Consider the following 26,525-nt stretch of genomic DNA (forward strand, 5'->3'; position numbering starts at 1 on the left):
CACCTATAAACGCCTACAGCTTTTTCCATGCAACAGGTGTGCTACGGGTGCTCGGAGATGTCGTCCTTCATTACGATGACAGAACAAGAGCGAGGACAGCAGCGGCCCGGCATCACTGAAAGGGTGCGGGTTGGTAAAATTCGTACAACTCTTTTCATTGCGGAGAGAGTTTCGGCGAGCTTATTAATGTGTCGTTTGCCATTGCCTTTTCTGGGAGGCTGCGATGGTTGCAACGCCCATAGATATCGCTCGAGCGGCCACTACGGCCACCTTGCTGATGCGCCAGAAGTCCATGGCGGAACCCGCCACATTTCGCCGGGACATGGATCAATCGCGCAGGGCCATCCGAGCCTCACGCGAGCTTCTGAAGCGCCTTGGTCAACGTCGTCATGACGTGGCGCTAGGCTGGGAAGATGGCGACCCGTCTACTGTTGCCGTCTCCGCATTTCAAGCCGACGTTCTCCGCTCTGCATTCCGAGCCCTAGTAGGGGAAACGGGTACGCCTGAGTGTCAATGGCGCGATTTAGCCAAGGCCCTGGTGCGCGATTTCACTGGGTGCGAGCTGATCGAAACTGGCTTGGTGGATTGGATCGTCAGCAAGTAGCCGCTGCCCGCCAGCGGCCCAGCAGCGGTCTGCGGGGACTTTGCAGCGGACGCGCTGGGCCTGACCGGTGGGGCGGTGTGGTATCCGCCGGCTGGCGAACATATGCGCCTCCTGCCAACGCCAGCGAAACATCCAAACGAACGAGGCGATCTAACCGCGATCTCGCCATCCAAGGCCAACACATAGGCCGATAGCAAAGGCCTATAATAGCTGAGAGAACGAAAATGGCCGACGCCATGGTTGGGGAACCCGGGTGGGTAGGCGCCGGCCACAAGCGGAACAGGCCCGCCGCGCCACACACATGGCTGATTTGTCATCACGTGGTTATGGTGTGATCGCGTAGGGCTAGACTAGCGGAACCTAGCGATCCTCGACGCAATCGTTCATCGCCACGACGACTTGGGAAACTTGACGGTTGCAGCCCTCTGCGATGTAGGTCAAGTCATGTACATCGGCCCTCCGATCATGAGCAGGCATGCGCCCATCCTACCATATCGCGCTGCCGGTATCGCAAGGCGCCGGCAGCAAGGGGGAGGCGACCAGAGCCGATGTGAAGGGACTAGGCAGCTAATATTCGCTTGCGCTAATTTAAATGTGCCGTAACGTCATGCTCAGCGTTTTTGGGGAGGAGCAACGGTGGGGAGTATGATGAGATTAGCTGTGTTTTGCGCGGCGATCGTGATCGCTGGGACTGGTGTCGCTGTTGCCAAGGAGAAGAAGGTGGTGGTGAGTCACGCCACGGACCTTTGCTCTACGAAGCACTCGGCCAAGAAGCAGGTGCTCGAGCTGGACTGCAGGCCGACCGGAACCGCCAAATTGCCGGCCGATGGAACGCCGGAAAAGCCGCGCCTCGGATACGACACCAATCCGTGGCTGGTTAAAGGCCTTTAGAGACTAGCCGATGGCAATACAGCGCGGCTAAGGGGAATGTGCGCTGGCGGTGAAGCCTTCTTTGTTCTCTGATCGGTGGAACATTGTCGCCTGGAAACGCTTCGGACGGTGCACTGCCCCATCAGTGCAACGTTCCCTTCCTTGTTTGCACTGGCCGGCTGCCGAAAGGTGGCCGGCTTTTTTGTATATAACCGCGACCTGATGTTTGGGGCTTGTTGATTGGACAGCAGCGAGTGGCCGCTGCTGGCTTAGCGTCCAGGATTGGAATCTGTAAAGGCGAGATCACCAAGGCAGGGATGACCAGACTAAACAGCGGTTTCGTCTGTTAGCCGCGACGCCGGCGATAATTGAATTCAGAAGGGCGTCGGCCCGGCTGCACAGCCGGGCCAAGGCTGGAAGAGTTCCGCTCCCGCCCAGCACGATACGCATCGCACCTGGGCGCAAGCGGTACCAATGGCTCGCCTATTCCGCCGCGCCTTTTCGGCAGGAAACCCTCGGCCTCATCACAATGGAGGGCGACATTCGCAGCGCCCTATGGAACCATCCAGAGTGACATAGGCTGTTTCATGGAACTTCCTGATGACATCAGGAGGCCTGTTAAGCATGCCAGTTGTTCGCGCTCGTAGCTCAGATGCAGGTTGGAGCTCTGCCTAGTGCACCAGTATCGGAAGCGAGAACTAGGAACCGGGAGTGCTGCGGATAGATTGCCGCAGTCGAGCTTTTATCAGAGCATGGCAAGGGCTGCCTTTCTCTCCACGTTGGCGGTCGTCCTGTTGCTCGCGCTATTGCCAGACCACTTGCTGCACGCCCTCGGATTGGCCTTTACGTCTCATCACGACAAGCTCAACCACGCCGCCGCGTTCGCCACCTTGTCGGCTTTGGGTAGCCTCGGCTGGCCCCAACAGGTGGTCCGGCTGGCGGTTCTACTTGCTTTAACGGGCGCAGCGATCGAAATCCTTCAATGCGTCACAGGGCGTGACATGAGTGTCTTCGACTGGTTTGCCGACTGCGCCGGAATGGCATACGGGCTGAGAACTATGAGCTGGGTGAACGAGATTCTGGGCGAACCGGTTATTTGATCGCCACAGGCTCCGCTTTACCGCCGCCGTCTTGGCCCCACTTGCCAGCCTCACGCCCGGGGCCGCCTTCGATCACCCTCGCTATTTCAATTTCCGACGCAAAGGCCGATAGCAAGGCGAATGGGTTTCAGGCCGCTCACCATTTAGACTTAGGTCCGATTCTTTCGCGCAAATGGCCGAAGCCGGAAACATTTCTCCTTCTACTTTGTTGCAGTGGCCGTGCCGCTGAGGAGAACATGCACAGTGCCTCTATCAAATGAACTGCGCGACGTACCTTTAGAATTCCAATGCCCCTCCTGTTCACGCCCTATGGTGAGAAGGGGATCCTGGCTGAAAACGATTGCCGGTTTCAAATGCGATAGCTGCAGGTCCAGAGTGCGGCTCGGCTACGAAGAGAAGCTGGCCATATTCGACCGGCACCTTAAGCGAGGCGCGCCGGATCTGGGCCGACGACCAATGGAGTGCGATCCCGGCAACGGTTCCTGAGAGTGTGTCGGCAATTCAAGCTCCAACTGCTTGCGGTCTGCCGCAAGTCCAAGCTTTCATCTGGTCGCAGGGTCAGGCGGCTCTTTCGTCCGTACGGAACCGATGATGGCGAGAGGTTTCGATGCGTCGGAGCACCGAGCAGGTCTACACGTTTTTCGTAGCGACCACCAATCTCTAGCTGGCCACTCCAACGCTTTGACGAGGTGCGAGCAACTTGATTTTCAATAGTCTTTTTCGGGCCAAGATGCGCGCCGCCTCTGCGATGCGGCCTCCGTAAGCATCGGCGACGAATGATAGCGTCGACAGGTCAATAATGAGGTCACCGACCGCGCCCGCCAAGACATTGGACCCGGGCCCAAATTGATGCACCAGCGCCCGCACTTCCTTAAGTGCCGTCGAGGCTTCACCCGCATCCAGCAGCGCCTCGATGTGATCGAAAATCTGCATCCCGACCCTCCCGCTTTGCACCTCACACGCTGAGCCCCCTCGAATGGAAAGGAAAACGATGGCAATATCGCGCGAAAAGAAAGCGCCTGCCAAGGTGCTCGCGGACGAGGCGGCCCGCGACATCGTATCGCATCGCCGCAGGGAGGCGGTGCTGAAGGATATCGTAGCACTTGCCGACCGCTTGGCGTCGCGAGCGTTTCTCGAAAGGGTTGCGGCAGAGCGGCGATCGCCGCCTCCAGGGCCGCCACGTCTGCCTTGGCGATCAGGCTCGCCTCCGGGCTTTCGCTCTCAGTCAGATCGACTGCGTGAGCGGCGCTCACCTCGTCGAGATCACCGAGGTCGCCCACCGAGACGATGCTGCGCGGTCGATTGCGCGACAGCCATGTGTAGCACGAGTTGCGAACGATGGTGAGAAGCCAGGCACGTGCATTGCCGCCGGCATAGCTTGCGATGTTGGCGTGTGCCTTCATGCAGGCGTCCTGCACGACATCCTCGGCGTCGGTGGCATTGCCGGTCAGCCAGCGGGCCAGCGAAAGCGCGTCGGCGAGATGGGGCATTACCACTTCGCCGAAGCGGTCGGCCCGCGCATTGCTGCTCAGTATCGGTACACCGTCACATGCGCCTCGCCTGGAGCTCGTGTCCTAATTTGGCGAGAATGGTTCTGCCTTGCGATTGAACCCAGCGCAAACATCCCGGGTCGCCGGGATCGGCGAAGCCGCGAATTACGAATTCTCCATAGCCCTTCGCCAAGATGCGCAGCAAGAACCCAAGAAGCGAAAACGCGACCGAGACCGCGCCGAAGCACTTCGCCTTGCCGGGGGTCCCATACCGTCACTTCGCGACCGAGCTGTTGCTCTCGCTCGGAAGAGCGGTGAAGTGCGGACCTGTGACCTGGCGAGCGCGGGAATACCCCGGTGTTATCTGTCCCGGATGTGCAAAGAGGGTTTGCTTGTGAAGATCGGCTATGGGCGGTATCGCGCCGCGGAAACCAAAGCCCTGTGATCTTGAGCCGAAGCCAGGGCTTATTGATCGCGAATGCCCGTCGCCTCTTCTATGCAGGCGCGGTTGAAGGCTGGGGGCGGCCTGACCGCACATGGTCACCCGATCGGCAGCGAACACCAGATGTCCGATCAAAGCCAGTCGGCATCCATGGCTTCGCCATGAGACGGTGAAGCCGTATGCATGTTCTCCTCGGGTTACTCGCGCGGTAAAGACAGGTCGTTTCGCGTGCGCTGTGCCTCCAGCACCTTTTTGGCGCCCTGCTGAACGCATTGCGGTCCGGCATAGTAATCGGCCTTGACGCAGACGTCAGGCGTCTTGCCCTGCATCGCGCCATCCTCGCAGGCTTGGCAGAGGCGTTCAATCGCTGCCCGTATCTGCAGTGAATAATCCAGTGCGGCAACGGCAGGAGGATCGTTTGGCTCAAAGACTTCGCCCGGTTTGATATTCTGGAACCAGAGTTTGACATGCGCACTGACAGCCGCGGCATCGTTCAAATCGACCGGATTCTTGCCTGGCCTAGCAATACCTACGGAGGCAAGCGGCAGCCTGGCCGCCGCATGGCAGGAGATGCAGGACGAGTTGCGGTTGTCGGCCGGCCCGTTGCCACGTCCGAGGAAGCCAAGGAACGGGCGTTCGGCCCAACCGGACAGTGTGGAGGCGACAGAGGGGTTGATCCAGCTTTCCTTGATCGCTTTGGTTGTCACGTCCTTGTCGTTCGCCCAAATCAGCACCGCCGGCATCAGATTGTCGAACAGCCCATCGCCTTTCTTCGGCCCCATCCACACGAAAGTCCCGAAGACCCATCCGGTCTCACTGGCATTGCTGTCGCGCACGCTGATGTCGAGCTGCAGCAAGTTGACGTCTCGTGTCACGCGGCCAGTGGTATCGGCAGGCCACCCAGTCCCTTCGCGGTCAATGTGCGCGTGGTAGATGGGCCCTTCGTTCAGGTAGTCAATCTGGCCGGAGAACTTGCCGAGATTGGCGTCAGTGAAGAGAAACTTGATCGCGACAGAGCCCTCCAGGAACATAAGTTTTTGCGGAACCACCGGTAAGCATGGATCGGCGAACACCTGATGAAGAGCTACAGCGCCTGGTTCGTTGTAAAAGTTGACTGCCCACACTTGCGAGCCGGCTTCCGATTTCATTGAAAGCTGCCGTTTGAGTGGGGCCAACTCCTTGGTAAGGCCCATCAGCGACTCGCGACCTAGCTTGTCGTAGTCCATCCATTCCGACATCCACCAAGGTTCGCTTCCAGTAGAGGTCAGCGCATTGTCCTCGTAACGGAAGTATGGACGCACGGTGCTCAGCACGGCATTCATGTAACGTGCCGGCTCTGTGGCAAACGGGACGTCGTGCCAAGGCGGTGGTGCGGACGTTGCAGTCGAGGGATAGTCAGTACGCCACGAGGCAATCGGCGAAACGCCGGCGTCGTACATGGTGCTTTGCGAGAAACTCCTGCATCGCGCGTCGGCTTTCGTGGCTGTCAGCGGGAGTATGAACAGGATAGCGGCGAGAGCAGCAATAGCAGTGGCGCGCATGTCAATGCTCCAATAGGCTGGGCAAGTCGCAACGCAAACGTCGTTCAACGCTGCTCATCAATGCAATTCGCCGCATCGTGTTAATGGGATAATTGCTGTCGAGTAGCAATTTGGCCTCGAAGAAGGGCTCGATCGCCTGCAGGCTCCGCAAAGCCGAGCGAAAGCCTTTACCGTCATTAGCGGCCGCCTTTAGTGCCACCAAATAGCGTCGCGGAGCGGCAAAACGCGGAGCGAGCCGAGTTGAAGTTTGTGCATGCTCCGTTGCCAATTGGTAGTCGCCGAGCCCGGCCGCCGCGATGCAACAATAAAACTCGAAAAAATATCCAACGGACGTTCCAGCGCTCAGATCGGCAGCTCGACGTGCTGAACGATAGGCGCCTCGGTGGTCGGAGGTCGCTGTCTGAAGGTTGGCAAGCGCCGCCCAGGCCAAGGGATTGAGCGGATTGCCTCGGGTAGACAATTCGGCCATTCGAAACGCCGGCCGGATGCCACCACCGAATAGATATTCGGCATGCGCACCCATACACAGGGCCAGCGAGTCTTGAGGGAACTGGCCAAGGGCAGCGGCCGCGAATCCGCCTTGTGGCTGCCGGGGCAAAAACTCACAGCTCATATGCTGGAAGTGGCTTATCTGGCGGATAAAGGACCGCCACGCGAGATAGCTCCCGCGCTGTACGATCTGAAAGGCGGTGTCGCACTGCTGATCAGCAATCGCCAGGTTATCCTTGTCCAAGGTCATGGTCAGGATTTGGGCGCTGCGGAACAGCCTGAGCGCCGTCGTTGGCTCGTGGTCGTGAACGCCACCGCGCATCAATGCATCGAGCGCCATCCACGCTGTTCGAAAGGCGAGCGTGTCCAAGCGCGGAACGGTCGGGGCTACGCGTTCATCCCATTGGATCTCGTCGGTCCAGGACACGCAACCAGTGCCGGGATCGGCAATTGTCACCGAAATCCAGACGATCGGGACATTGACGGCGATCCGAACGGCAACAATCTGATCCACAGGGTCAATGTCATGGTTGTTGGTCAGATCGGTGCTGTAGGTGAATTTGACGTCGGCATCTGAACCGACCGCGGTCGATGCCAGAGTGAAGAGCCGGCGGGCAATCTGATCGCCATACTCGCTTGTACCGACATTTGCCCTGAAATGTACGATCCTGGGGCGAGGCTTGGCATATTGTCGATGCATTGCCAGGCGACTGTTGTCGTGGCTGCAATTCAAGTTGCCTGCCGCCGCTCGCTGGCGTTCGATCCAATCCTTGAATCGACGGTCGAGAACGCTGAGATCCTCGAACAATTCCGATTCCGCGCGAGCCCGGCCCGCGGGCGATGGAGGTTCGAACGAAACGCGCAACATAGAAGCATTCAGCGAAACGGATGCCCGGTCACCGTCGAGGGCGTCGCAGTTGGATCCAAGGTGCCGGCGGATATCGCGGAGGGCCTGGCGCAGGCTGGCCGCTGCCTGCTCATGGCCACGGTCGCTCCAAAGCTTTTCCTGCAACCATGTCCTGCTTCGAGAAAATCCCGGCGAGAGGGCCAACAGCGCGATGACCCCGCGTGCCTTGAGCGATCGCGGGCTATAATCAACACCGTCGCCATCCAGAAGCGCAAATCTCCCCATTGCCCGCAATGTGAGCATACCCAAGCCTCCGATCCCGACTGGACAATACAGGTAAATAATCGAAGTTTCCATAGGATTAGACGCGCGAGCATATGCCTCCGCAGCACTTGTGATGGTAATACAAATATCAATATGATAGAAGTAGTGCCCAACGATAATTAAGATTAAAGCAAATCCAGAGCACCGCTAGACGAATATGATGTTCATGACTTCTGTAATAATTGCACGATATGTTGTTCATTGATCGAGCGTTTGGGCCTCTTTTTGGCCTGAATAATGCCTGGTGCATACAAATGCTGCCTTTCGAAGGTCATCGGCTCTGTCGGGATGGTTTTTCACGTTTATTTCACGCGTCGCAGATCGACAGAGCCGCTATCGTCAAGCTGGGGTGGATCTGAGAGGGCACGATGGACGGGGGCGAACGATCGGGTCGGGAAGGGGGCCGCAAACGAAGACTCGGGATCACCCGTCGGGGTTTTCTGGGGGGCGCCATGTCAGCCCCCATCGTCGCCGCCACCAGCAATCTTGCTGCGATTGCCCAGGACTCTGAGGCAGATTCCAGCGCTGATCTGCTGTTCATCCTGTCTCAGGATGAAGGCAGCGTTGTGGTACGACGTGTGCCCCCGAAGGATTCCCCGATTTCAAGGTACGATGACTGGACCCTGGACGCGACGGCGTTTGGTCCGAAAGCATGGTTCGATCTCGATCCGCGCGAGTACGCGCAGTGGGACACGCGCACCCAGGCATTGAAAACTGATGACGGCGTGCTTCGCCGACTGCTGACGGTCCGAGAAGCGTCATGGGGCCGGCATGTCCAAGACGCGCGGGGCCAGCAACTCGAAGTTACCTTTGTGTTCGAGCGCATCGGAACCGAACACTGGAGTGTCGGCATCGAAACAAATGTGTGGTCGAGCGCGACCGGGAACCCGGTCGTCCATACAGAGAATGCCAACCGCAAGCCGCTGCATTCGTTCATTGCTGATCGAGACAAATCGATCCTGGCCGAAATCCTGTCGAAGGGTCGAATTGAATCTGCCTTGGGGCCTATGTTCGACGGACAGGTTTCGGTCAGTGGCGACATGAAGGTTGGCTTGAATGCCAACCTCGACTGGATTCTGCAATCGATCAACGCGGACGATCGCGCGATCACGGCATTTGACGGATGCGTAGAAGGGCCCGACGCGCACGGTGGAAATGAGGAGTTGCCGTTCCTAACGTTCCGGTGGGAGCAGCGGGTCGGTGAAGGCGTCGCTGCGGCGGGGCGGCGCCTTACCGCACATTGTCCGGCCCGGTGGACCTCGGCATTCCGATTGACCGCAAATGGTGAGGCGCCTTCGGTCTCGATTACGCCCAATGGCTCTCAGGAACAGAGCTTCACGGCCGCTGGCGATTTCTTTGTCGGCCAACTAGATCCGGTGTCGAGGGTGGTGAGTGAGGGGGGAGTGGACTCCGCCTCGGTCATCGCGCTTTTCTCGACACCGTCTGCCGTCCTCGATTGCTATCTGCGGGGCGGTGCAGAAAAGGTCGGCCCGCTCTGCGTCGGCGTTCCGCTCGACGATGTAACCTTCACGCGAATCGTGACCGGTAGCGCAAGGGATCAATGGCGCGATGTCGTGGTCGCCGACGCCGGCGGCAAGCGCACGGCAACACCCGCCAGCGAGGAAGCCAGGCCTTCCGGCGAGGAGCCGAAAGCCGCTCCCCCTCTGGCAGAGCTGGTCCGCGTCGCCACGACGATCGGCCGGATGGATGTTGCAGCGCTGCCCGTCGATACGGCAGCCCTTATCAACCAGCCTGACGAGACGGCAAGCGAGGCACTCAAGGCCTTGCGCAAGTTCGACGCGGTATCGGCGGCGGCGATCGGCGACCGTGCCGGCGTATCGGAGCGGACATTCTTCCTGCTCGTTGATCGCCCTGGCGGGTCTGGCCTCAGCAAAGCAAGTGGGGAGGGGTCAGACATCCTGCGCAGGCTCTATGCCGACGTCGCCCTGTACAGTCTGGACGCCGCATTGCCGGATACGCGTGACAGCACCCTTGCCGTCGCAGGCAGCCATTTCAGATTCAATTACAGCGACGGCGGCAAGCTACCCGGCCTCGTTCTCCCCGAGGTTGCCTGGAACACCCCTGACGGTCATCTTTGGGTCGGCGAACTGACGGTGCCAGGCGAATTTGCGTGGCTTGATCTTGGCGGCTCGACGCTTTGCGCGCGCCGTGATCACGATCTGGTCGACGTCAGATTTCGCTTTGCCGACTTCGTCCTCGGATTCTCGGTCGGTTGGGACATGAATGGGGAGCCGCGCGGGATCGAGAGCGCACTGCGTCCGTCGGATTCCGCTCCCCGCCAGACCTATGTTCAAGGTCCAGATCTGATCGGCGGCGCCAAGCGTGATCGGAACGTCGAAAAGCACGATACAAGGCCGATCCTGGCTGTCGAGTTCCCGCCGCAGCACGTGATGGAGGAAGCGTTCTTCCGTCAGAGCCCGGGACCGCTCCCGGACACGGATTGGCCGAAAGACGAGGGCACTCTCGAAACCTTCCTGCACAAGCTGAGGCTGGAACCGGACGAAGCCAAGCGAACCACAGAGCGTAAAAGAATCGGCATCAAAAAGGTGGCTCTCGAGGCCAAGCTGTCAGGGACAGAAGATGCGAAGCCGTTCGCCGCCCTGCGCGATGTCCTGTTCAACGATGCGACCTTGCCCGCCGACGAGCGTGAGTATTTCGGCCCGTATGCGATGGGGCTGAAGGCCATCAAGGTCGCTCGCGACTGGCAGACCACTCAGCTGGAAGAATCGCTGCAGAAAATAGTCGCGGGCATGCTCGCAAGGGCCAGCGACGTCCAGCCTGCGGGCATCACGAGCTGGCGCATGGAGACCCTGCTGCAGGCGGAAGCCGATGCCGAAAAAGTCTATCCGCTATACAAATTGTGGCGCGATGCGTTTCGCGCCTACGTCATCGAGATCGCCATACCGGCCGGCGCAACTCCCGACCAGGCGACACCTGAGAAAATGCTCGGTCAGACCGAATACGTGAACCGGTTGAGGAAGCCTGTTCCGGGTGAGGACGTCCTGCCTCCTCCTAAGCTGGAGGCGGATTTCACCCAGCGGTTCTACAAACAGATATCTGGCAGCGAACCTTATGACCGGCTGGCCATGGCCAGGCTTTCCGGGCGCAGCCTTCTCGCTTTCAGCGTCAATTTCGAGGCAGCGCCTGGGGATTCAGGGGAAGTCAACGGCCTGCCCGCCTATCCAACGGACAATCCGAATGCGCCCGGTCCGGGCGTGCAGCGCTTCGGCGCCATGCCGTTCACCTTCGCGGCGCTGACCGACTGGTCGCGTCATGAGCCGTATGTGACGCAGCGGGCGAGCAAGCTCTACGAGCCACTGGCCTCTGGCGTCTTGCCTCCCGTTGCGGGCCGAGTTGCCAGCGTGGACGACCAGGCTATTCTTGTTCAGCAGGGCTTCGACCGGGGGGCCAAGTCATCGGAGATGCATCTCGGGCAGGTTCGCGCGAGCCTTGCCACGCGTCCGCACGGACTGGAGACACAGATCGAGATACCGTCGCGGCTAATTTTGTCGACGGCCCAAAACGCGATCTGGCAATCGCCGCGAAAGGTCAGCCGCTCCCGGACCGAAGGCGGGGAAGCCGATGTCTTCGACACCGATCCCGTCCTGCCGGATGACGAGCGCGACTATGAGGCCTACGAACCGCTCTGGACCGCCCGTCTAATTACTGGAGATGCCGAGCCTGGTCTGAGAGCTGTATGGTCGCCCGACATGCGACCCGAGGCCGTCGGAGTGGTCAGGTCGAGCGAGGCCGGCGTTCCAAGGGTCGCGGGAGCTCCGCCGCGCGGCCCATGGGCGCCCTGGATACTACGGCGCGAGCAGGTCGACGGCGTCCGGCTGTCGCCGCTTGTGGTCGGCACGCTGATCAAGGCGAACACGCCCACCGACCCCACGGCGCTGGCGGCAACACCGGAGCCGCCGCCAACGAATGAAAGCGTCTGTCCGGATCCGAAGTTCGAAGAACTGCTCGGCCGCAACAGGACGCCGAGCATGTTCGAGCGGATATGCGAGATTTTCAGGATTCGAACGCTCTACAACAACCAGCCCGACCTTCATACCTTCCGCACCTCGCTCGACGCTTATGACCGGCATGAGCTGGTGCTTCTGTCGTCCGCATATGGATTGCCGGTCACTGGCCGCCGGCGACAGATCGGAAGCAACGACACCGATGCCGGCGAGCTGGTCGAAAAGTCGGGCCAGTTCGAACCCGGCAATGATTTCCACCTGACGGATGCGACTTCCGATCTGGCATACTACCGCCCAAAACCGCTTGATGTGAGCGAGCTGTCACTCAGCGCGCTTGGCGGCTTTCTCAACCACGACACCAACTTCCTGCCGCCTGCTCCGGCCGTCACTTACGACGGCAGGTCTCTGTTTGATGGCTTGTCGATCGAGCGCTGGCAGCATTTGATCGTGCTTGGACGCGACGTGCTCGCGACGGTGGTGTACTCAGGCTATCTGTTTCCGATCGGGCACAAGGCGTCGCTGGTCAAGATCACCGAACGCATCTTCGTTCGCATGAAGGGCGACGGAGCGAAAGATCCGGACTTCGGCATCAAGGCGGTGCTGCGCCAGCGGATCTTCGTGCGGGTCTCGACGCCGTCGAAGAAGTTCCCCGCGGTCGGGCAGCCAAACAAGGGCCGGCAATGGTGTTCGGAAAACGTGACAATGCTCACGCGCGAAACGCCTGATATCGTCGACCCGACCCTCGAACTGACCACGTCGCCCACTAAGGTCAGCCTGAGTGGCCGCATCTTCCTCGACGATCAGCCGGGCCTGGCGTTTTGGCCTCAAACGGCCATGACGGACGAAGCACGCTTCCGCTTCGAATTTCTTCTCGACGGCCGGCGGAGCAAGATGCCGCTGATTTTCGTGGATCGGATCGCCGCCAAGAACAAGACTTCGCTCAACGCGCTGCTCAGATACTACAGAGATCTCGATGAGGAGAAGGGACGTACGGCCCTGCTCGGCGGGCAAACCCTTCGCTTTGCAGAGTCCGTCAAGGAAGGCGATACCTCCTTTTCCACCGACCGCATCGTCCTCAGCGTTGACGGCAGGGCCAGCGGCGACGGCAGCTGGGAGGGTCGCAACGATCTGATGACAAACACCGGCGTGCTGGAAGGGGCGGATCAGCCGCCATTCTACCCAGCCCTGTCGTCGGCCGACATCCGTCTGGAGCAGGCCGAAAATATGTCGGGCGCTGGCATAGGCAGGGTGAAGGTGCGTTTCGACGGCAGCTATGTGCGCGGTGGTTTTCCACCCAGGCAAGCCGCGGAACCGCAGTCCAAAGCAGCCAAGCAGGATGGTGCCGAACAGCAGGCCAACCAGGCGCGTGCCGACAATGCGGCAGAGGTTTTCCTCTATGTGGATATGGCGACGCCGCCCAAAATGAGTATGGGGCCTAACGGCAACCAGTCCGGCGGTGTCGGGCGGCCGAACATGGACATAGTCGCGCTCAGTCGCTCCAAAGGTATATTGGGCGCGCAGCCTGGCCAGGCAATCTATCAGAGCGATCCGACGCAGCCGCCAATCGCCCATGAGATTCGCAAACCGCTGTCGTCGGTGGCGAAGTACTTTTCCTTGCCCGCGCCCGCACCGGCTCAACAAGCTCAGCAGAACGCCGGCCCTGCCGCCGCGCCTGCCGTCGACAACGCGCCAAACACGTCCGTGTTCGAGAGCTTTTTCAGCGCCGACGCGAAGCTGCTCGGCGTCATTTCATTCCAGCAGCTTATGAAGCTGATGAAACTGGCCGGCGGCGTCGATGCCATGCCGGCCCTCAAGGAAGCCGTCGACTACGGATCGCAAATGTTGGATCAGGTCGAGAAGGGCGCGGCCGGCGCCCTCGATCTGCTGCGCAACGAGGTTCTCGCGCCTCTTCTGCAACTGGTGCGCGAGGCGCGCAAGGAGTGGTCCAAGCTCGACGGGCGCCAGGTCGGTGCACAGCAGAGCGCCATCGACCAATTGAAGGGTGTTTTTCCCGGCTTCCAGACGACGTCGCTTCGCACGCTTTACCCAGAGATTGACCGCGGCCTGAAAAACCTTGAAACGGCGCTGCTCGACGCTATGGGAGAAACCGATGCTCTCGCTATTCTCGGCCGTCTCGCGGCCGTGCATGAGGCGGGTCGGCAGTTCATGCGTGAGCTTGCCCGACTGGCAGCGAATCCGGTCGAGCGGATCGAGCAAGCGGCGCGGGCGCAATTCGACAATGTGGCGACCGACATACAAAAGCAGATCAGGGCCTATGAAGGAGCCGCGGCCGACTTCGTTGTGAAACTGAAAGCCGCGGGCCTGCAACTGAGCGCGGAATTAAAAACCTACCTCCTCGACCAACTGCCCTGGGACGAAATCGAGGCGCTGCGCCGAACATCGGCGAGCGGCGAGGCGATGTTCGATCTCGCCACAAAAACGCTTGGCGAACTGAGGACGGTCGACGTTTCCTTCGAAAAAGTGCTTGCCGACCTCGCCAGCGGAAAGACGGACCCTGCGTCGGCACTAAAAGCCATAGCGGCCACATTCCTGGACGCGGCGATCGTTGCTGCCACAAAGACCGAGGCCGGACTGCGCGACCCGTCTTTGTCCGAATGGTTCAAGAATCTGTTCAACGGCTACACGTCGGGCGACCGGGCCGCAGTAGCGGACGCGGTAAAGACCTATCACGAACGCCTGCGGGTCGCCAAAGACAAGATAGACACATGGATCAGCGACAAAGTCGTCGATGCGCCTGAATGGGCCGAATGGGTGGCAAGGGTTCGCGCGCTGCGGCAGTTGATTGCATCTGTGCAGGAACTTTTGGGTTCAAAAAACCCGGCGCGCGTCTTCGAACTGCTGGTTCAGATCGGGCGGGATTATCTTGGCGTCGACGTCAAACTCAGTTCTGCGGAGATCGAGGCCCAGATCAAGGCCCAGGAGGCCGAACTCAAGGCCTGGATCACGACCATTCTCGGCCGGCTTGTGGCCGTCGCCAGCGGCACCATTGCGGCAGATGCCAAGATCAACCCGCAACTGCCGGCCCCGGTGGTTGCATCCTGCATTGCCCATCGTCCGGTCGACGACAAGGACGAGGCGGCCAGCGTTGCGCAGCAGATTGGCCAGTTGTCGCCACAGCATTTCCTCACGGACCTCGCCAAAAACGCCGCCGACACGTTCGATATTGGCGATGGACTCGCCGAAGCCGATGTAAAGCTGAAAGCCGACAACGGCACCAAGGTCTTTCAGGACGCCGTCGCAGACATCGCGAAGGCCCTCCGGATCTATCGTGAACTGTTCTGCGACGTCGCAGCGGTTGTCGGTCAGGCTCAACGCGCTCATGCCGAATTGACGGAACTGTTGCAAGGCCAGGGAACCCCTCCGGTCGTGACCCCGCAAGCGATGGGCAAGGCTCTGGATCGACTGCGCATTCTTGCTCAGGAAATCCAGGATGGTCTGCGGCGGATACGCGTCAATGTGCAGGAGATATTCGACCTCCTGGCCGACAACCTCGACGTCATTGCCCAGGCGGCGGCCGTTGCCTCCTTCTCCAACGATCTCAAGGCGCTGCTGTCGTCATGGGATGTGACCGCCGCATCGAGCCTCAGGCTTGCTATGGACACCATGTTCCGCTGGACCGGCGTGGTTGCGACTGCCGCGCTGCCGGAAGGTCAGGCGGCGCTTGCGTTCTGCGCGCGTCAAGTCCGCGAGAGGATCCCGCGCCAGCTTGATCCCCAGCGTGAAAAACTGGCCGCATCTATCGCCATCTTGAGCGAGGCGATCGGCAAGAGCGCCGGAAGTATCGCGGCGCTGAAACTTCCGCCGCCGGCAGCCAACGAAACCGTGGCGCAACTGCTCGAGGCCGAACTGCCAAATGCCGTCAAGGTCAAAGACCTGCTCAGCGCTCGAGGCAGCATTGCGCGGACGGACGACGTCGAGGAGGCGCTTCAAGCGCTTTCAGCCAGCTATGCCGCGCTGGTCGATCGCGCCACGGGACTGCCAGCGAGCCTTGTTGGCCTCCTCAACCAACCGGTGGCGGCGCTGCTTGTTACATTGAGCGACGCCTACCACCAGGTTCTTTTGGCGCGCAACGCGATTGTCGAGAAAGCCGACAAGTTTCCGGCCTTACGCAAGGCTCTTCTCATCCAGCCACTTTTCACCACCTGCGATCCGCTTGCGCCGGGATGTGACGATAAACTGACCGAGGAGAGCAAGGCGCTCGCGGCGCTCGCGGGCAAAACCGAGCCGATGACCAAGCTGCGCGCAGAGTTGCAGGCCTTTTGCGATTCCATAGCGGGCGGCCGCTCGGCCGTAGAGACCATCTTCGACAATATCCAGGCGATCTGGGACGACATCTCCCGGGGCGACCTCGCGTCCCTGGTCGATATTGCGGCGCTGCGCGATCAGGTCGAGGAGCTGATCTCGAAGCTGATCCCGGTCAAGCGGACGCTGCGCTATGATCTGAATTTTGATTTCGATGGCGACAAGATAGCCAAGCTCACAGGAGGCGTCTTCATACCGAAGACGCCGAGCCGCTTCGAACTTGGCATGGTCGCCACCATCGATTTGTTGAAGGCCAAGGCGGACATGAAGGCCAGCGGCCGCATTGGACCGTTCAACATTCAATTGCTTGGCGGTGTCTTCGACGCGGTCACCCTGATCTTCGACGGAGTCGATTTCGAATTCAAACAGGGCGGATCGCCCCGCTTCGACGTGCATTACCGCGATTTCCAGATCGGCAAGAAACTGGAATTCGTCAAGAAGCTACAATCCTATATGTCGCCTTCGAAGGACGGCAGCGGATTCTTCATCGAGGCGATGCGCGGCAGCCCCGGCATCGTGGCAGGGTATGGCATCAATCTTGGCACAATCCAGCTGGGCGGCGTCGCCTTCTCCAACGTCTTATTGAATGCCGCGGCCGAGTTGCCGTTTGATGGCGAGGCCGCGCTCTTCCGCTTCGCGCTAGGGCGCACGCTGGCGCCGTTCCTGATCTCGGTTCCGCCCTATGGCGGCGGCGGTTTTGTCGCGATCTACGCCGATGCTCAAGGTTTTCGCGGTTTTGAGGCATCGTTCGAATTCGGCGGTGTTGCCGACTTCTCCACCGGACCGCTTGTCGCCCAAGGGCGCCTGACCAGTGGTTTCTACATCCGTTCGATGAAAGTGAAGGTCAACGACCAGTTTCGCACGTTGACGGACATCTACGGCACGTTCTTCGTCGGCGGCGAAGCCAGCATCTGGATATTCAGCTTCTACGCATCGCTCTATGTCCGGTTGGGAATGAAATCGGGCGGCGAAATGGAGGGCGAAGCGACCTTCACCTTCTCCTTCTCGATGGGCATTGTCGACTATGATTTCACGGTGACCGTCACCCACAAGCAGGCCGCGTTTGGCGGCGGCGGAACGAACTCGATCAGCAATGGATCGGCGCTCGGCGACGACGTGCCTTCGGACGATGTGGATCGATCGATCATCACGCGAAGCACCCCGAAAGTCGTGCCGCCTGGCAAATCCTCGGTCCCCAATGTCCTCGCGGATACGACATCCTTCGGCACAGCCACGGTTGCCGAATATCTCGCCTATTTCGACAAAACTCTGCTCGTTCCGGAGACCAGCCAATGAGCGCGCCAAAGGTCAAACCCGTGCTGCGGCTGGTGCCGAATGGCACCGTTGGCGGCCGCCTTCGCATGACTTTGATCGCGACGCCGGTCGGCGCGGACGACGGTTTCGAATTCGATCAGTGGCCCCAGATGATCAGGAACCGCATTCTCGCGTCAGTTCCGCAGGACGAGGAGGGGCGTGACCAGATATCCATTCGCCTCAGCGGCACGCCCAGCGAGGCGGCAAGCAGCGAGGATTTCGGATTAGTACTGCAGCCCCGAGCATCGGAGGATTTTCAGAAAAAGCTCGACGACGCCTGGAAGGCTATCGTCCCGCGGGGGAAGGATGAACTTTGGGACAAGCTGCTCGAAACCATCCATTTGTCGCTCGCCTCGCGGAGTTTTCAAAACGCGCTGGACGACAAGCCGGCAGCGAACCCAGCGGCGCCCGCCGAGGGGACGCATTCAGCTCCGGCCATAGATCCGGCAAAACAGCTGACCATCAAGACGGTCCTGCCGGTAAAACACGGCGATCTTGCGCTGTTGCTGGAGTTTGAACGGGCAAGGCGCGTAATCGATCTCCTCGATGGCAAGGTCAAGAGAAAACCGGCACATATTAGTCGCGCGCCGAGCCTGGGCGATCCCGACGCGGGCAAATTGGTGGACGACGCCAAGAACCAGGCAAAGCAGGACAAAGCCACCGGTAAAACCCTTGATGACGAAGTCGTCAAACAAAAGCGCGCCGAACTGCAGAACGCAATCGATGCCTTGCGCGACGAACGGGCAAATTCGGCAAGCGCTGTTTGCCAGGTCCTGAAGAAGCCCGATGTGACGGCTCTTTCAAGGGAGGACAAGTCCGGCAAGACCGCGCTTGCAAGTCATACGGCCGCGACCTGGGAACAGCAGGCGGCGCGTGCGCCGGCGGCGGACAAGCCCGACGAACAACGCGACTTGGTGATTCAGTGCTATCAGGCAATCGTCTCTTCGCCCGCATGGGCAAGGTTCTTTGGTTTCGCCTTCGACATAGAGATGGAACTGACCAGAGGTCTGCCTAGCTGGATCTCGACCGGCCCGGCTTCGGTCAAGGTCAAGATGAAGGACGCGGAGCAATCCGTCGGCCGCGCATGGGCGGCTCTCGATGAAGCAGGATGGCCAAAGTCTGACGACACGCGCGGCGGACTGAGCCAGGGATTGTTCCTGATGGGTGCCGACTGCCAGGCCGACGACACGTTGCCACGCTATGATGTGGTGACGCTTGATGTGCGCCAGGCGACCGAAGCGCTGGTGCGCCCGCTCGACTATTCCGGGCAACAGGATCGGGGTTTTCAAACTGCTGGAATGACCCTGATCGACCGCCGCCGGGCCGAGGACGTTCGCACGCAGATCCGGCGGACCAGCGACGAGAAGGACACTCAGGAGATCCAGCTCTTCGCACAGGATCTCGTCATCGGCCGCCGCCTTGACGCAGGCATCAGAACCGACGCTGGAATCGTATGGCGCGCGCTGGGCAGCAAGCTCGTGACGTATGGATTGCGCAGGGACGACGCGGCTGGCAATGACGATTTCGACGTCATCGACAGGTCGATCGCCGACACCGTGCTTCAGCGGCAGGCGGCCGGGGTCCTTACCCTGGACGAGGCGATCGTAAGTCCTTCGGCGCGGCTCACCCCCACGCCGGGCGGTGGCGCTTCGGACAAGGATGTCTACGTGGATGAAGCGTTCGCCACGTGGAGCGGTGCCCCGATGGGCGTCAATACCGCGCCCAAGATTGGGCCCGACGACAAGACCACGCTGTCCTTTCTGCAAAAACAGTCTCTTCCGTCCACCCGGGCCGAGGCTGGCGCGTTGGCTCCGCCATTGCGTTATGGGCGCAGCTACCGGTTCGGGATGCGCGCGGTGTTTCTCGGCGGTCAATCCAGAAGCGTCGCCGACGCCACCAAACTGTATGAAGACAAGACGCAGTCGTACACCTATCCACGCGATCCCAGCGAGAACAGGCAGATACCCCTGCGGCGTTTCCTGAGGCAGGAGCCTATCGGCGCGCCGGTGGTCCTGCTGCCCGGTTCGGTTCTGCGTGAGAAAATCAACGAGATGGATTTCGGATATGTAGAGTCGGCGATCCTGAGGAGCTTGCCTGACGACTACGAAACGCCGGATCTGCCGAAGATCGTGAATGGCCGCCCATATGTGCCGGCAAAGGATCGCGTCTCGCCGGACGAGGTGGTTCGTATCTTCGTTCCACCCCAGGCGGCCTTGGACCAGCTTCTGCGGGCTGGCGTATTCGATGCCGAGCAGGGGCGCGGGGATGCGGCTCTTGGTGGACTGCGTGACATTGCATTTGGCGTTTTTGAACCCTTGGTGAAGACCAAGGAGCCGAGCAATTCCCAAGGCGCGTTTCCAATTGCGATGATCGACGAACAGCGTGCCTTCGACCAGATGCCAACGCGACGCAAGCTGGCGCCTGGGTGGAGCGCAGCTCCGCCGGATAATCAACAGCCGGCCGTCCGCGGCGCAGCTATTTTTGTCGGCCGATCGACCTTTGCCGGCTATGGCGGCCCGAACTTCGTGCCCAAGCCCTACTACCCCGACCCATATGCAAGACAACTGATCCTGCGGTTACGCAGCCGCAGCGACGATCGCTATCTGGGCCCGGCAGCAAAGGTGCCCGTCTACGATGGGAAATCGGTCTATCCCCATGCGATGCCGACGATCGTCGTCATCAAGAAAGCCCAGGAGCAGTCGTCTGCGGCCGCGATCGCCACGCCCACGCTGACATACACCGATGGCACCACCTTCAGCGGCAAGGTTGGACAGCGGGCGCAAAGGGTCGAGGTCACGCTGACGCGCGGCGATGATCTATACCTTGAAGCGTTCTATTTGACCGACGAGAAAAGTCTCGCCACACACTTCGCACTCACGGAAACGATCGGAGCTTACAAATTTTCCGAGGCCGGCGGCGCCGAGGCGGTCGCCGATCACGTTACAACCGGCTTCTTCGACGTGCCGGATGACGACACACTGATCAACCATGCCGCCGATCTCGTGAGCTTTGCATGCGGCGAAGGCAAGTACGTGGGTGCCGGCGCACCGCTCGAGGAATTGGCGGGCGTGTTTTCGATGCGCATTGCCCATGCGGTAAACAGGCCACTTGCACCGGCCTCGTTTCAGGATCAGGCGGAAAGCTACCGTATCTATCGCAAGGGCTTCGATACTTCCCGATGTGTCAACAAGCTCGCCATCGATCCGGATTTTGACGGCACCCCGCCAACCAACACAAGTCCCGATGCCGAACGGCGGCATAGGCCGTCGGGCCTGGGCCTGACCGAAATCAAGCTGTCCGACCTCGCCAATCTCGAGGCCGATCTCAAGGATTCAACCGACACCCATAATTATGTGCTTTCCGGTCGAATTGCGTTCGATCGGCGAACCACCTCGGCGGTGGAGATACTCGCCTCCTGTGTTTCACCGCGGGAAGTCCTGATGGACGATCCGTCACGGCGCCGTCCGCCCAAGGCCCGCGTCGCAGGGGCGTGGCCAAAGGAGACCGTGACAGTCGACGAAAAAGGCAACGCGATCGCGCCCGAGAGAAGACCTGCCAGTGAACTGGGGGTCTATGGGTTCGAGAAGATCGACGTGAAGACAGGTTCAGTGACGCTCCACCGCTCCGAAGTTACGCTGCTGCGCATAGACAGCATCGGTGATCCCGGAGCTGGCCCGCTTACTGTCGAACCCCCGGGGTCGGCGAGCGGAACCCCGTCAGAGAGCATGATTGAGCTTTCGCTCGCTCATATTTCCGCGCAGATCGGCAAGCGCGTCACCGACTCCACGAGCGGAGCCCAGCTTTTTAGCGCCTCACAACAGCATATCTTTCCCGACGGCAAGGCGCGTCAGTTGCGCCTGCGTCTTAGGGCGGTGTCCCGTTTCGGTCCCGATTTCGAAACCACTGGCCGCTGGACGGGCGCCGACGGACGCTCGCAGCCGGTGGTAAGGCTGCGTCAGCCCTTGGCGCCATCCGAACAATCCGTGGAAAGCATGGCGGCAGTCGCCGCGCTTGGAGAATCGCAGGACAATGACGGAAAGACCATCACCATTTGGTTACCCTCCAGCAGCCGTCCCGCCAAATGCGCTCCTTTGTCGCCGGTTCCGGTTTTTCGATTTACCTCCGGCAACGACGGCGCTGCCGTGTCGACGAAGCGCATCAACGGGGTACGAATCTATCTTGAGCGAGGATGGTTTTCGTCCGGCGAAGGCGAGCGGCTGGGTGTAGTCCTCCTGCCATCGGACGTGGTCAACCAAGCAGGTGACGAATTCCTTGCAGACGATCGTTTTGGGCCAATAGGCTCTTATGTGACGCGTTGGGGCGGCGATCCCATCCGCAAGGATTATGCTCCTTTGACAACCGGCTTGACCGCGGCGGCGTTCATCTCTCCCGAGATGCCGGCGTCCCAGCGTCCGCAGTTCGTGACAGGCGTGGCCATTCCGGTCCAGATTCCGAAGCCGCCCGGCGCCGCCGACAATGTGACGGTGCTGGAGACGGCCGACCTTCTCACCTACGAGCCGCGTTTCGACGTCGATCGCGAACAATGGTTCGTCGACCTGGATCTTCAGTGTCCAGAAACTCCAAACCTGTTCGTCCGTTTCGGGCTTGTCCGCTATCAGGAAAACACGATTGACGACGACCTCCGCGCTTCGGAACCCGTGGTGGTCTGGAGCCAGCTTCTTCCTCAAAGGACGTTGACTGCGAGGATGAGCAAATGCCTGCGACCTCCAGAAGCGATGGACAAGCCAAGGACCGTCGGGGGGAACAAACCGGACAGCGCCGGCATCTCCATGCTGAAGATCATCGCCAGAGTGACAGGCCCAACTCATCAATCCGTACGCGTGCCGCAAAAGCCTGTCCGCAAGGGAATGCCGGAGGACGACCTGGCCGCGCTCCAGCGTCCCAAGGTGCGGTTCCGGCTGGTGCATGAAAGCGGCGACACGACCGCTCTGCGGCGCGTCCAGATCGGGGACGACGGTGAAGCTGCTCTTGCCAGCGAAAGCCCCACGATCAAGGATTTCGAGGCTTGCAAGCCCGGGAAAAAGGTTCTTTCCGGCAACAAGAACAGCCACACCGAAGACGTTTGTGTCTTCGATGTGGATCAAGCCGACTTTGCCGCGTTGGGGCCAGGCACGGTCTATGTCTACGCCGAAGAAATCGAGACGTTCATGCCTGCCACTTACGCAAGCGAACCCGTCACCGTCGAGGACATCTTCGGGCCACAGACTTTCACCGAATCCGGGCCCAGATTCGCGGCAAGACTGAACCTGTTCAGTCTGCCCGAAGTCGATCCGGCGCTGAAGTAGCAAGGCCGGAGCGGGGCGCATTGAATTGGACTGATCTTAGGGTGGCCTGAAGGCCGAGCAGGAGGAAGATATCGAGGAGATCGAGAGGCGCTTGGGGGTAACGCGGCGAAGAATGAAGCAACAGCGCTACTTTAGGCCAGCCAGACGGAACTGTCCCCGCAAAATTGGGCGGATCGACAGCTAACCCATGATTAGAAGCCGTACACAAAACGTCAATTCCAGGGAGACTCAACATGTACAAACCACTGTTTCTAGCCCTCAGCATTTCAACATGCCTAGCGCCTGTGGCACGGGCCGAGCAGGTTTCAATTATCATCCGAACGTTCATCCCCGGCGAGCATCCCGGGCGACCAGGCTATATGCTGCCTGTTCCCGGGCATCCCGGCTTGACCATGCTTCCCGAAGCCCCTGTTGGACAATGCTTCGGCACCGACAGCAGGAGTTTCTCTGACAAGCCGAATGCCTCGTCCCGGTTCGGCGGAAAGATCACGGTCGACATTGGATCGGGCGCGGCGCCGCAGCTGGATCCCATTCTGGGCGTAACCCACGAATATGATTGCGACGACGGGACCGTGCTCTGCGAGAAGACCGCCGGCACCGACGGCTTTTCGATCTCGGACGTCAACGTTTCGGCGGATGTCGTGACCTTCAGCTACAATGGCGCTGCGAGCAATCCTTGCTTGATGATTGCGCCCAACATCCGGTTTACCGGCACCGTCCGTGTAGACCGCAAGACCAAGAAGGTGACGATCGACGGCAAGAATGACGTTTTTCCGTCCTTTGAGGCGGTGCTGCTCACGTCTGCGGGTGCGAAATCGCTGTTTCGCATGACGCCAGACGGCGATGCAACACCGGCCAGCCTTGTCACCTCGTCCGCCAGTCGGCCGGCATCCGGGTCAGCCTCCTTTTAAGTCAACGGTTCGCACTTGATGCGGGCTTGCACGGGTCAAAACCGAAACGAATAGGAGTGTGAAATGGGAACGCTAAGCGTATGGCACTGGCTGATCGTCATTTTGGTGGCGATGCTCTTCTTCGGGCGGGGTCGCATTTCAGCGCTCATGGGAGACGTCGGAAAAGGCATCAAGACGCTGCGGCATGAACTGCGCGAGATCGACGAAACGAAATCCGCTGCGCCCGAGAGCGAGAGCCGGAGACAATCGGCGGCAAGCGTTTCTGTCGAGTAGCTTTTTCGCACCAGGGCTCTCACCATTGGCTCGAGTCTGTGTTGGCTGGCAAGGAGCGCTGGAAAAGCCTCAAGCTTACGTATCAGGGGATTCATCGGTTTTGTCGGGGGTAGCATTGCCGTCTTTTCTGTCTGATGCGCGACACGTCGTGCTCAAAATGGCCAATGACGTGCGCTGGGGCTACTGGTGCGTGGCCGTAACGATCGCGCCGGCCGCGGCGATCGTGGCTCTCTATCCGACAAGCTGGATCCTCGGGTCCGTCGCCTTCAACGCGAATGCCGTCGAGATCGGCTGGCTGCGCATGTTCATGATCGTTCCGCTCCTGGCGGGAGCGTTCGTTGCTCAGGCAAACAGGAGCTGGATCCTAGCTGTCATGCTAACACCTGGGCTGCTTCTGATGCTAAGCGTTCCCGACCACATCGGGGCGTTCCGGACATCGCAACTCACGGAATTCCAGTACTACCCCGACGTCTACGATGCCGAGAAGGTTAAGGCAGATATTGGCAGGCTCGATCAGGCAGTCGCGGATGGAGGCTGGCTGCTTTCTGTCGTTCCGCCACAGATCCCGTCGACCGACAAGCTCACAAACCGGAATGTCACTGCTGCGGATGCCAAGAGGTTCTGGCAAGAAGCAGTCGCCCTCGTCGACGCCGCCGCAGCAGTACAGACGCAAATTGGACAGATCCAGGCACAGAACCAAGCCCTGAAGCCACAGCTTTGTGCCCGTAGAGGGGTCGGGTTCGGGAAGTGCTGGGCAGAGGTGCAGCGAAAAATTTCGGCAAACAACGCGCAGCTCAAAGCCCTTAGTCAGCAGCTCGCCAGCATGCAGGCTGCTCCGAGCCCGGAGAACATGTATTCCATCGCCGTAGCGGCCGGGTCGGGTGCGAAAGTGGAATTCCAGATGCTCGAGCGCCAGATCCTCGAGAAGCAGGCCTTCGTCGGTGCTTTCCCGTACATTCTAGCGTCCTCGCTGGCCTTTATTTTGCTCGTCTACGTGGCGGGGTTTCGCAGCTCCACCCTTGTGGTCCTGGTAGTCTCAACGATTGCGGTCGGTGTAGTTTCTAGTCTGCCGGTCAGCCTGGATGATCAGATCGTCGACAGCATCCTAGTCCTTTATCCCGCATTCATATGTATCGCTTCGGCCTTCGTGCTTCGATTCCTCTATCGATCGTTCCTTGACAACAGGGTGATCCCGGAACGCTTTCCACATGGCTGGGTTCTCAACTCGCTGCTCATAACCGCACTGCTCTGGTTGCCATTTCCGATCGTGGTGGTTGCGATCATCGGGTTCAACCAGACGGTATATTCGGCCGTGTCAGATGTTATCTACTGCAATGTGGAGGTCGCGTGCGGGTTGGAGAAGTCGAGCTTCCCCGTATACGACAGCGATCCGTCTCGAGACACGCTTCGGGACGACGTCAACGCAGCGATCTCGCGGCAGTTTGCAAGGTTCGAAGCGGAGGCGCTTGGTAACGCAGCAATAGCAAAAGGCAAAACGCCTGAACTGGTTAAGGCGGCGATCACAAAGGTCATGGAAACCTACGACCGCATCCTCCCCGCAAATATCTACGACATCTTCCCCAATCTCAGGCCGCCGAGCATGAGCGACTGCATAGGATGGCTCTACGTCCGGCCGACCTGCTTTGCCAAGAAGATCGCCCTAGAGAAGTTGAACGATGCTTATCGGGGACCGCGAGACAAGTTTCGAGGAAACCTGCTCACGAAGGTAACCAACATCGGAAATCAGGTCACCGCGACCGTCGATCAGGCTGCCGACGCCTTGCAGGCGGGTGTAAAAGGGGAGTCCGAGGCAGCTGCGGCATACGCTTCCAAGGCCGTCGACGCGACCTTCCTCGGATTCAATGTCATCTCCGTAGGCCAGATGGCGATCATGCTGGCTGTCCTGATGCGAGCATACCTTCTTGCGCTCGGGCGCGTCCTATACAGGGCTCCGGGACGCGTTTTCAAACAGAATGTCGCCACGCCCTATCTGACACTGGGACACACCGATCCTATTTCCCCGGGAGGGGATGAGATGCGGGAGTACGACGACAAATGTAAGGTCGCGTACGACCACACGCCGCTACTTGTGAAACGAGCCTACAGCGCGGCCGACGCCGTCCAGTCGACATTGATTTGCAAGTCACTCACGACACGCTGGCACTTGCGACGGCTTCGAAACAGATGCCTGTTCCTCAAGCGTGTGCAGCCAAGTAGTTCGAACAAACGCCTTTCCTTCAGCTCAGGTCAGGGCCGAAGCTATGTCGCCTGCACGATTCCTCCGGGCTCAAAGGTGTTCTTCGATTGGGCCAAGTTCGTGGGAATGTCGGAGCATCTCGAACTCAGTAAGGAGATCACTCTGAGAATTGGCGGACTCACCCTTGGAACCACAATGCACGCGTGTCTGACTTCCCACCAGAGAGAGGGCGTCTTGATCCTGGAGAGCGGCGGCAAGGTGACGTTCTTCCACGAGCATGCCAATCCTCCCGTGGATTCCCCGTTCCGACTGATGGCGTGGCGAGACGACGCCGCCTTCAAGATCGTTTCTCCGATCCACATGGCCAACGTGTACCTCGACGCCCCGTCTCTTGACCCCCGACCGAAATCGGCTAGAGGAGCCTTGGACACGGGACGAAACATCCCAACGCTTGGTATCATAAGGGAGTTGTGTATGCTCCTGCGCCCATAGGCGGCATTGTCGGAGG

Annotated in this window: 12 protein-coding genes and 1 pseudogene; 9 read left to right on the plus strand and 4 right to left on the minus strand. The window is 60.0% G+C overall.

The genetic code is table 11. From position 1 onward, the window contains the following. The first annotated feature begins 223 nt into the window (after positions 1-223). The 3 genes from ACYG97_RS06950 to ACYG97_RS06960 all read left to right on the plus strand — a co-directional run bounded on the left by ACYG97_RS06950 (position 224) and on the right by ACYG97_RS06960 (position 2,574). Positions 224-604: a hypothetical protein gene (locus tag ACYG97_RS06950; RefSeq protein WP_023734502.1), complete on the plus strand. Its 381-nt coding sequence runs from the start codon at positions 224-226 to the stop codon at positions 602-604. 645 nt (positions 605-1,249) lie between these two features. Then, on the plus strand, positions 1,250-1,495 hold the full coding sequence (locus ACYG97_RS06955; RefSeq protein ID WP_460221571.1) for a hypothetical protein: 246 nt from the start codon (positions 1,250-1,252) through the stop codon (positions 1,493-1,495). A 704-nt stretch (positions 1,496-2,199) separates the two neighbouring features. Continuing rightward, a complete protein-coding gene (locus ACYG97_RS06960) occupies positions 2,200-2,574 on the plus strand; it encodes a VanZ family protein (RefSeq protein WP_245260896.1) in 375 nt (124 codons plus the stop codon). Between the two features lie 660 nt (positions 2,575-3,234). Here the strand turns inward: ACYG97_RS06960 and ACYG97_RS06965 are convergent. After that, entirely contained in the window at positions 3,235-3,507 is a 273-nt protein-coding gene (locus ACYG97_RS06965) for a hypothetical protein (protein ID WP_198029757.1), read from the minus strand. 206 nt (positions 3,508-3,713) lie between these two features. Then, positions 3,714-4,064: pseudogene (locus tag ACYG97_RS06970) on the minus strand (sigma-70 family RNA polymerase sigma factor); the annotation flags it as partial. 115 nt (positions 4,065-4,179) lie between these two features. On the opposite strand from ACYG97_RS06970, the gene ACYG97_RS06975 reads away from it, so the two are divergent. Next, entirely contained in the window at positions 4,180-4,509 is a 330-nt protein-coding gene (locus tag ACYG97_RS06975) for a type IV toxin-antitoxin system AbiEi family antitoxin domain-containing protein (protein WP_084023806.1), read from the plus strand. Positions 4,510-4,703: 194 nt separating this feature from the next. Here ACYG97_RS06975 and ACYG97_RS06980 read toward each other — a convergent pair whose 3' ends face one another. Next, entirely contained in the window at positions 4,704-6,047 is a 1,344-nt protein-coding gene (locus tag ACYG97_RS06980) for a hypothetical protein (RefSeq protein WP_156937247.1), read from the minus strand. Between the two features lies 1 nt (position 6,048). Further along, positions 6,049-7,686, minus strand: a complete 1,638-nt coding sequence (locus tag ACYG97_RS06985) for a hypothetical protein (RefSeq protein ID WP_023734768.1) — start codon at positions 7,684-7,686, stop codon at positions 6,049-6,051. A 473-nt stretch (positions 7,687-8,159) separates the two neighbouring features. On the opposite strand from ACYG97_RS06985, the gene ACYG97_RS06990 reads away from it, so the two are divergent. The 5 genes from ACYG97_RS06990 to ACYG97_RS07010 all read left to right on the plus strand — a co-directional run bounded on the left by ACYG97_RS06990 (position 8,160) and on the right by ACYG97_RS07010 (position 26,509). Next, the gene (locus tag ACYG97_RS06990; protein ID WP_023734769.1) at positions 8,160-17,312 is read left to right on the plus strand and encodes a hypothetical protein; all 9,153 of its coding nucleotides are present in this window, start codon (positions 8,160-8,162) and stop codon (positions 17,310-17,312) included. Then, entirely contained in the window at positions 17,309-22,636 is a 5,328-nt protein-coding gene (locus tag ACYG97_RS06995) for a hypothetical protein (RefSeq protein ID WP_023734770.1), read from the plus strand. The genes ACYG97_RS06990 and ACYG97_RS06995 overlap by 4 nt, the downstream gene beginning before the upstream one ends. Positions 22,637-23,028: 392 nt before the next feature. After that, positions 23,029-23,547, plus strand: coding sequence for a DUF3238 domain-containing protein (locus tag ACYG97_RS07000; RefSeq protein ID WP_245260898.1), 519 nt, complete (start codon positions 23,029-23,031; stop codon positions 23,545-23,547). Positions 23,548-23,610: 63 nt separating this feature from the next. After that, a complete protein-coding gene (locus ACYG97_RS07005) occupies positions 23,611-23,820 on the plus strand; it encodes a twin-arginine translocase TatA/TatE family subunit (RefSeq protein ID WP_023734772.1) in 210 nt (69 codons plus the stop codon). A gap of 157 nt (positions 23,821-23,977) precedes the next feature. Beyond that, a complete protein-coding gene (locus ACYG97_RS07010; protein ID WP_023734773.1) occupies positions 23,978-26,509 on the plus strand; it encodes a hypothetical protein in 2,532 nt (843 codons plus the stop codon). Positions 26,510-26,525: the final 16 nt, after the last annotated feature.

The sequence above is a fragment of the Mesorhizobium sp. W067 genome, assembly GCF_054719525.1.

Coding starts and splice junctions, on each gene's coding strand:
- ACYG97_RS06955 (WP_460221571.1), top strand. CDS start 1,250: ATGATGAGATTAGCTGTGTTTTGCGCGGCGATCGTGATCGCTGGGACT.
- ACYG97_RS06995 (WP_023734770.1), top strand. CDS start 17,309: ATGAGCGCGCCAAAGGTCAAACCCGTGCTGCGGCTGGTGCCGAATGGC.
- ACYG97_RS06985 (WP_023734768.1), bottom strand. CDS start 7,686: ATGCTCACATTGCGGGCAATGGGGAGATTTGCGCTTCTGGATGGCGAC.
- ACYG97_RS06950 (WP_023734502.1), top strand. CDS start 224: ATGGTTGCAACGCCCATAGATATCGCTCGAGCGGCCACTACGGCCACC.
- ACYG97_RS06980 (WP_156937247.1), bottom strand. CDS start 6,047: ATGCGCGCCACTGCTATTGCTGCTCTCGCCGCTATCCTGTTCATACTC.
- ACYG97_RS06990 (WP_023734769.1), top strand. CDS start 8,160: ATGTCAGCCCCCATCGTCGCCGCCACCAGCAATCTTGCTGCGATTGCC.
- ACYG97_RS07005 (WP_023734772.1), top strand. CDS start 23,611: ATGGGAACGCTAAGCGTATGGCACTGGCTGATCGTCATTTTGGTGGCG.
- ACYG97_RS07000 (WP_245260898.1), top strand. CDS start 23,029: ATGCTTCCCGAAGCCCCTGTTGGACAATGCTTCGGCACCGACAGCAGG.
- ACYG97_RS06965 (WP_198029757.1), bottom strand. CDS start 3,507: ATGCAGATTTTCGATCACATCGAGGCGCTGCTGGATGCGGGTGAAGCC.
- ACYG97_RS07010 (WP_023734773.1), top strand. CDS start 23,978: ATGGCCAATGACGTGCGCTGGGGCTACTGGTGCGTGGCCGTAACGATC.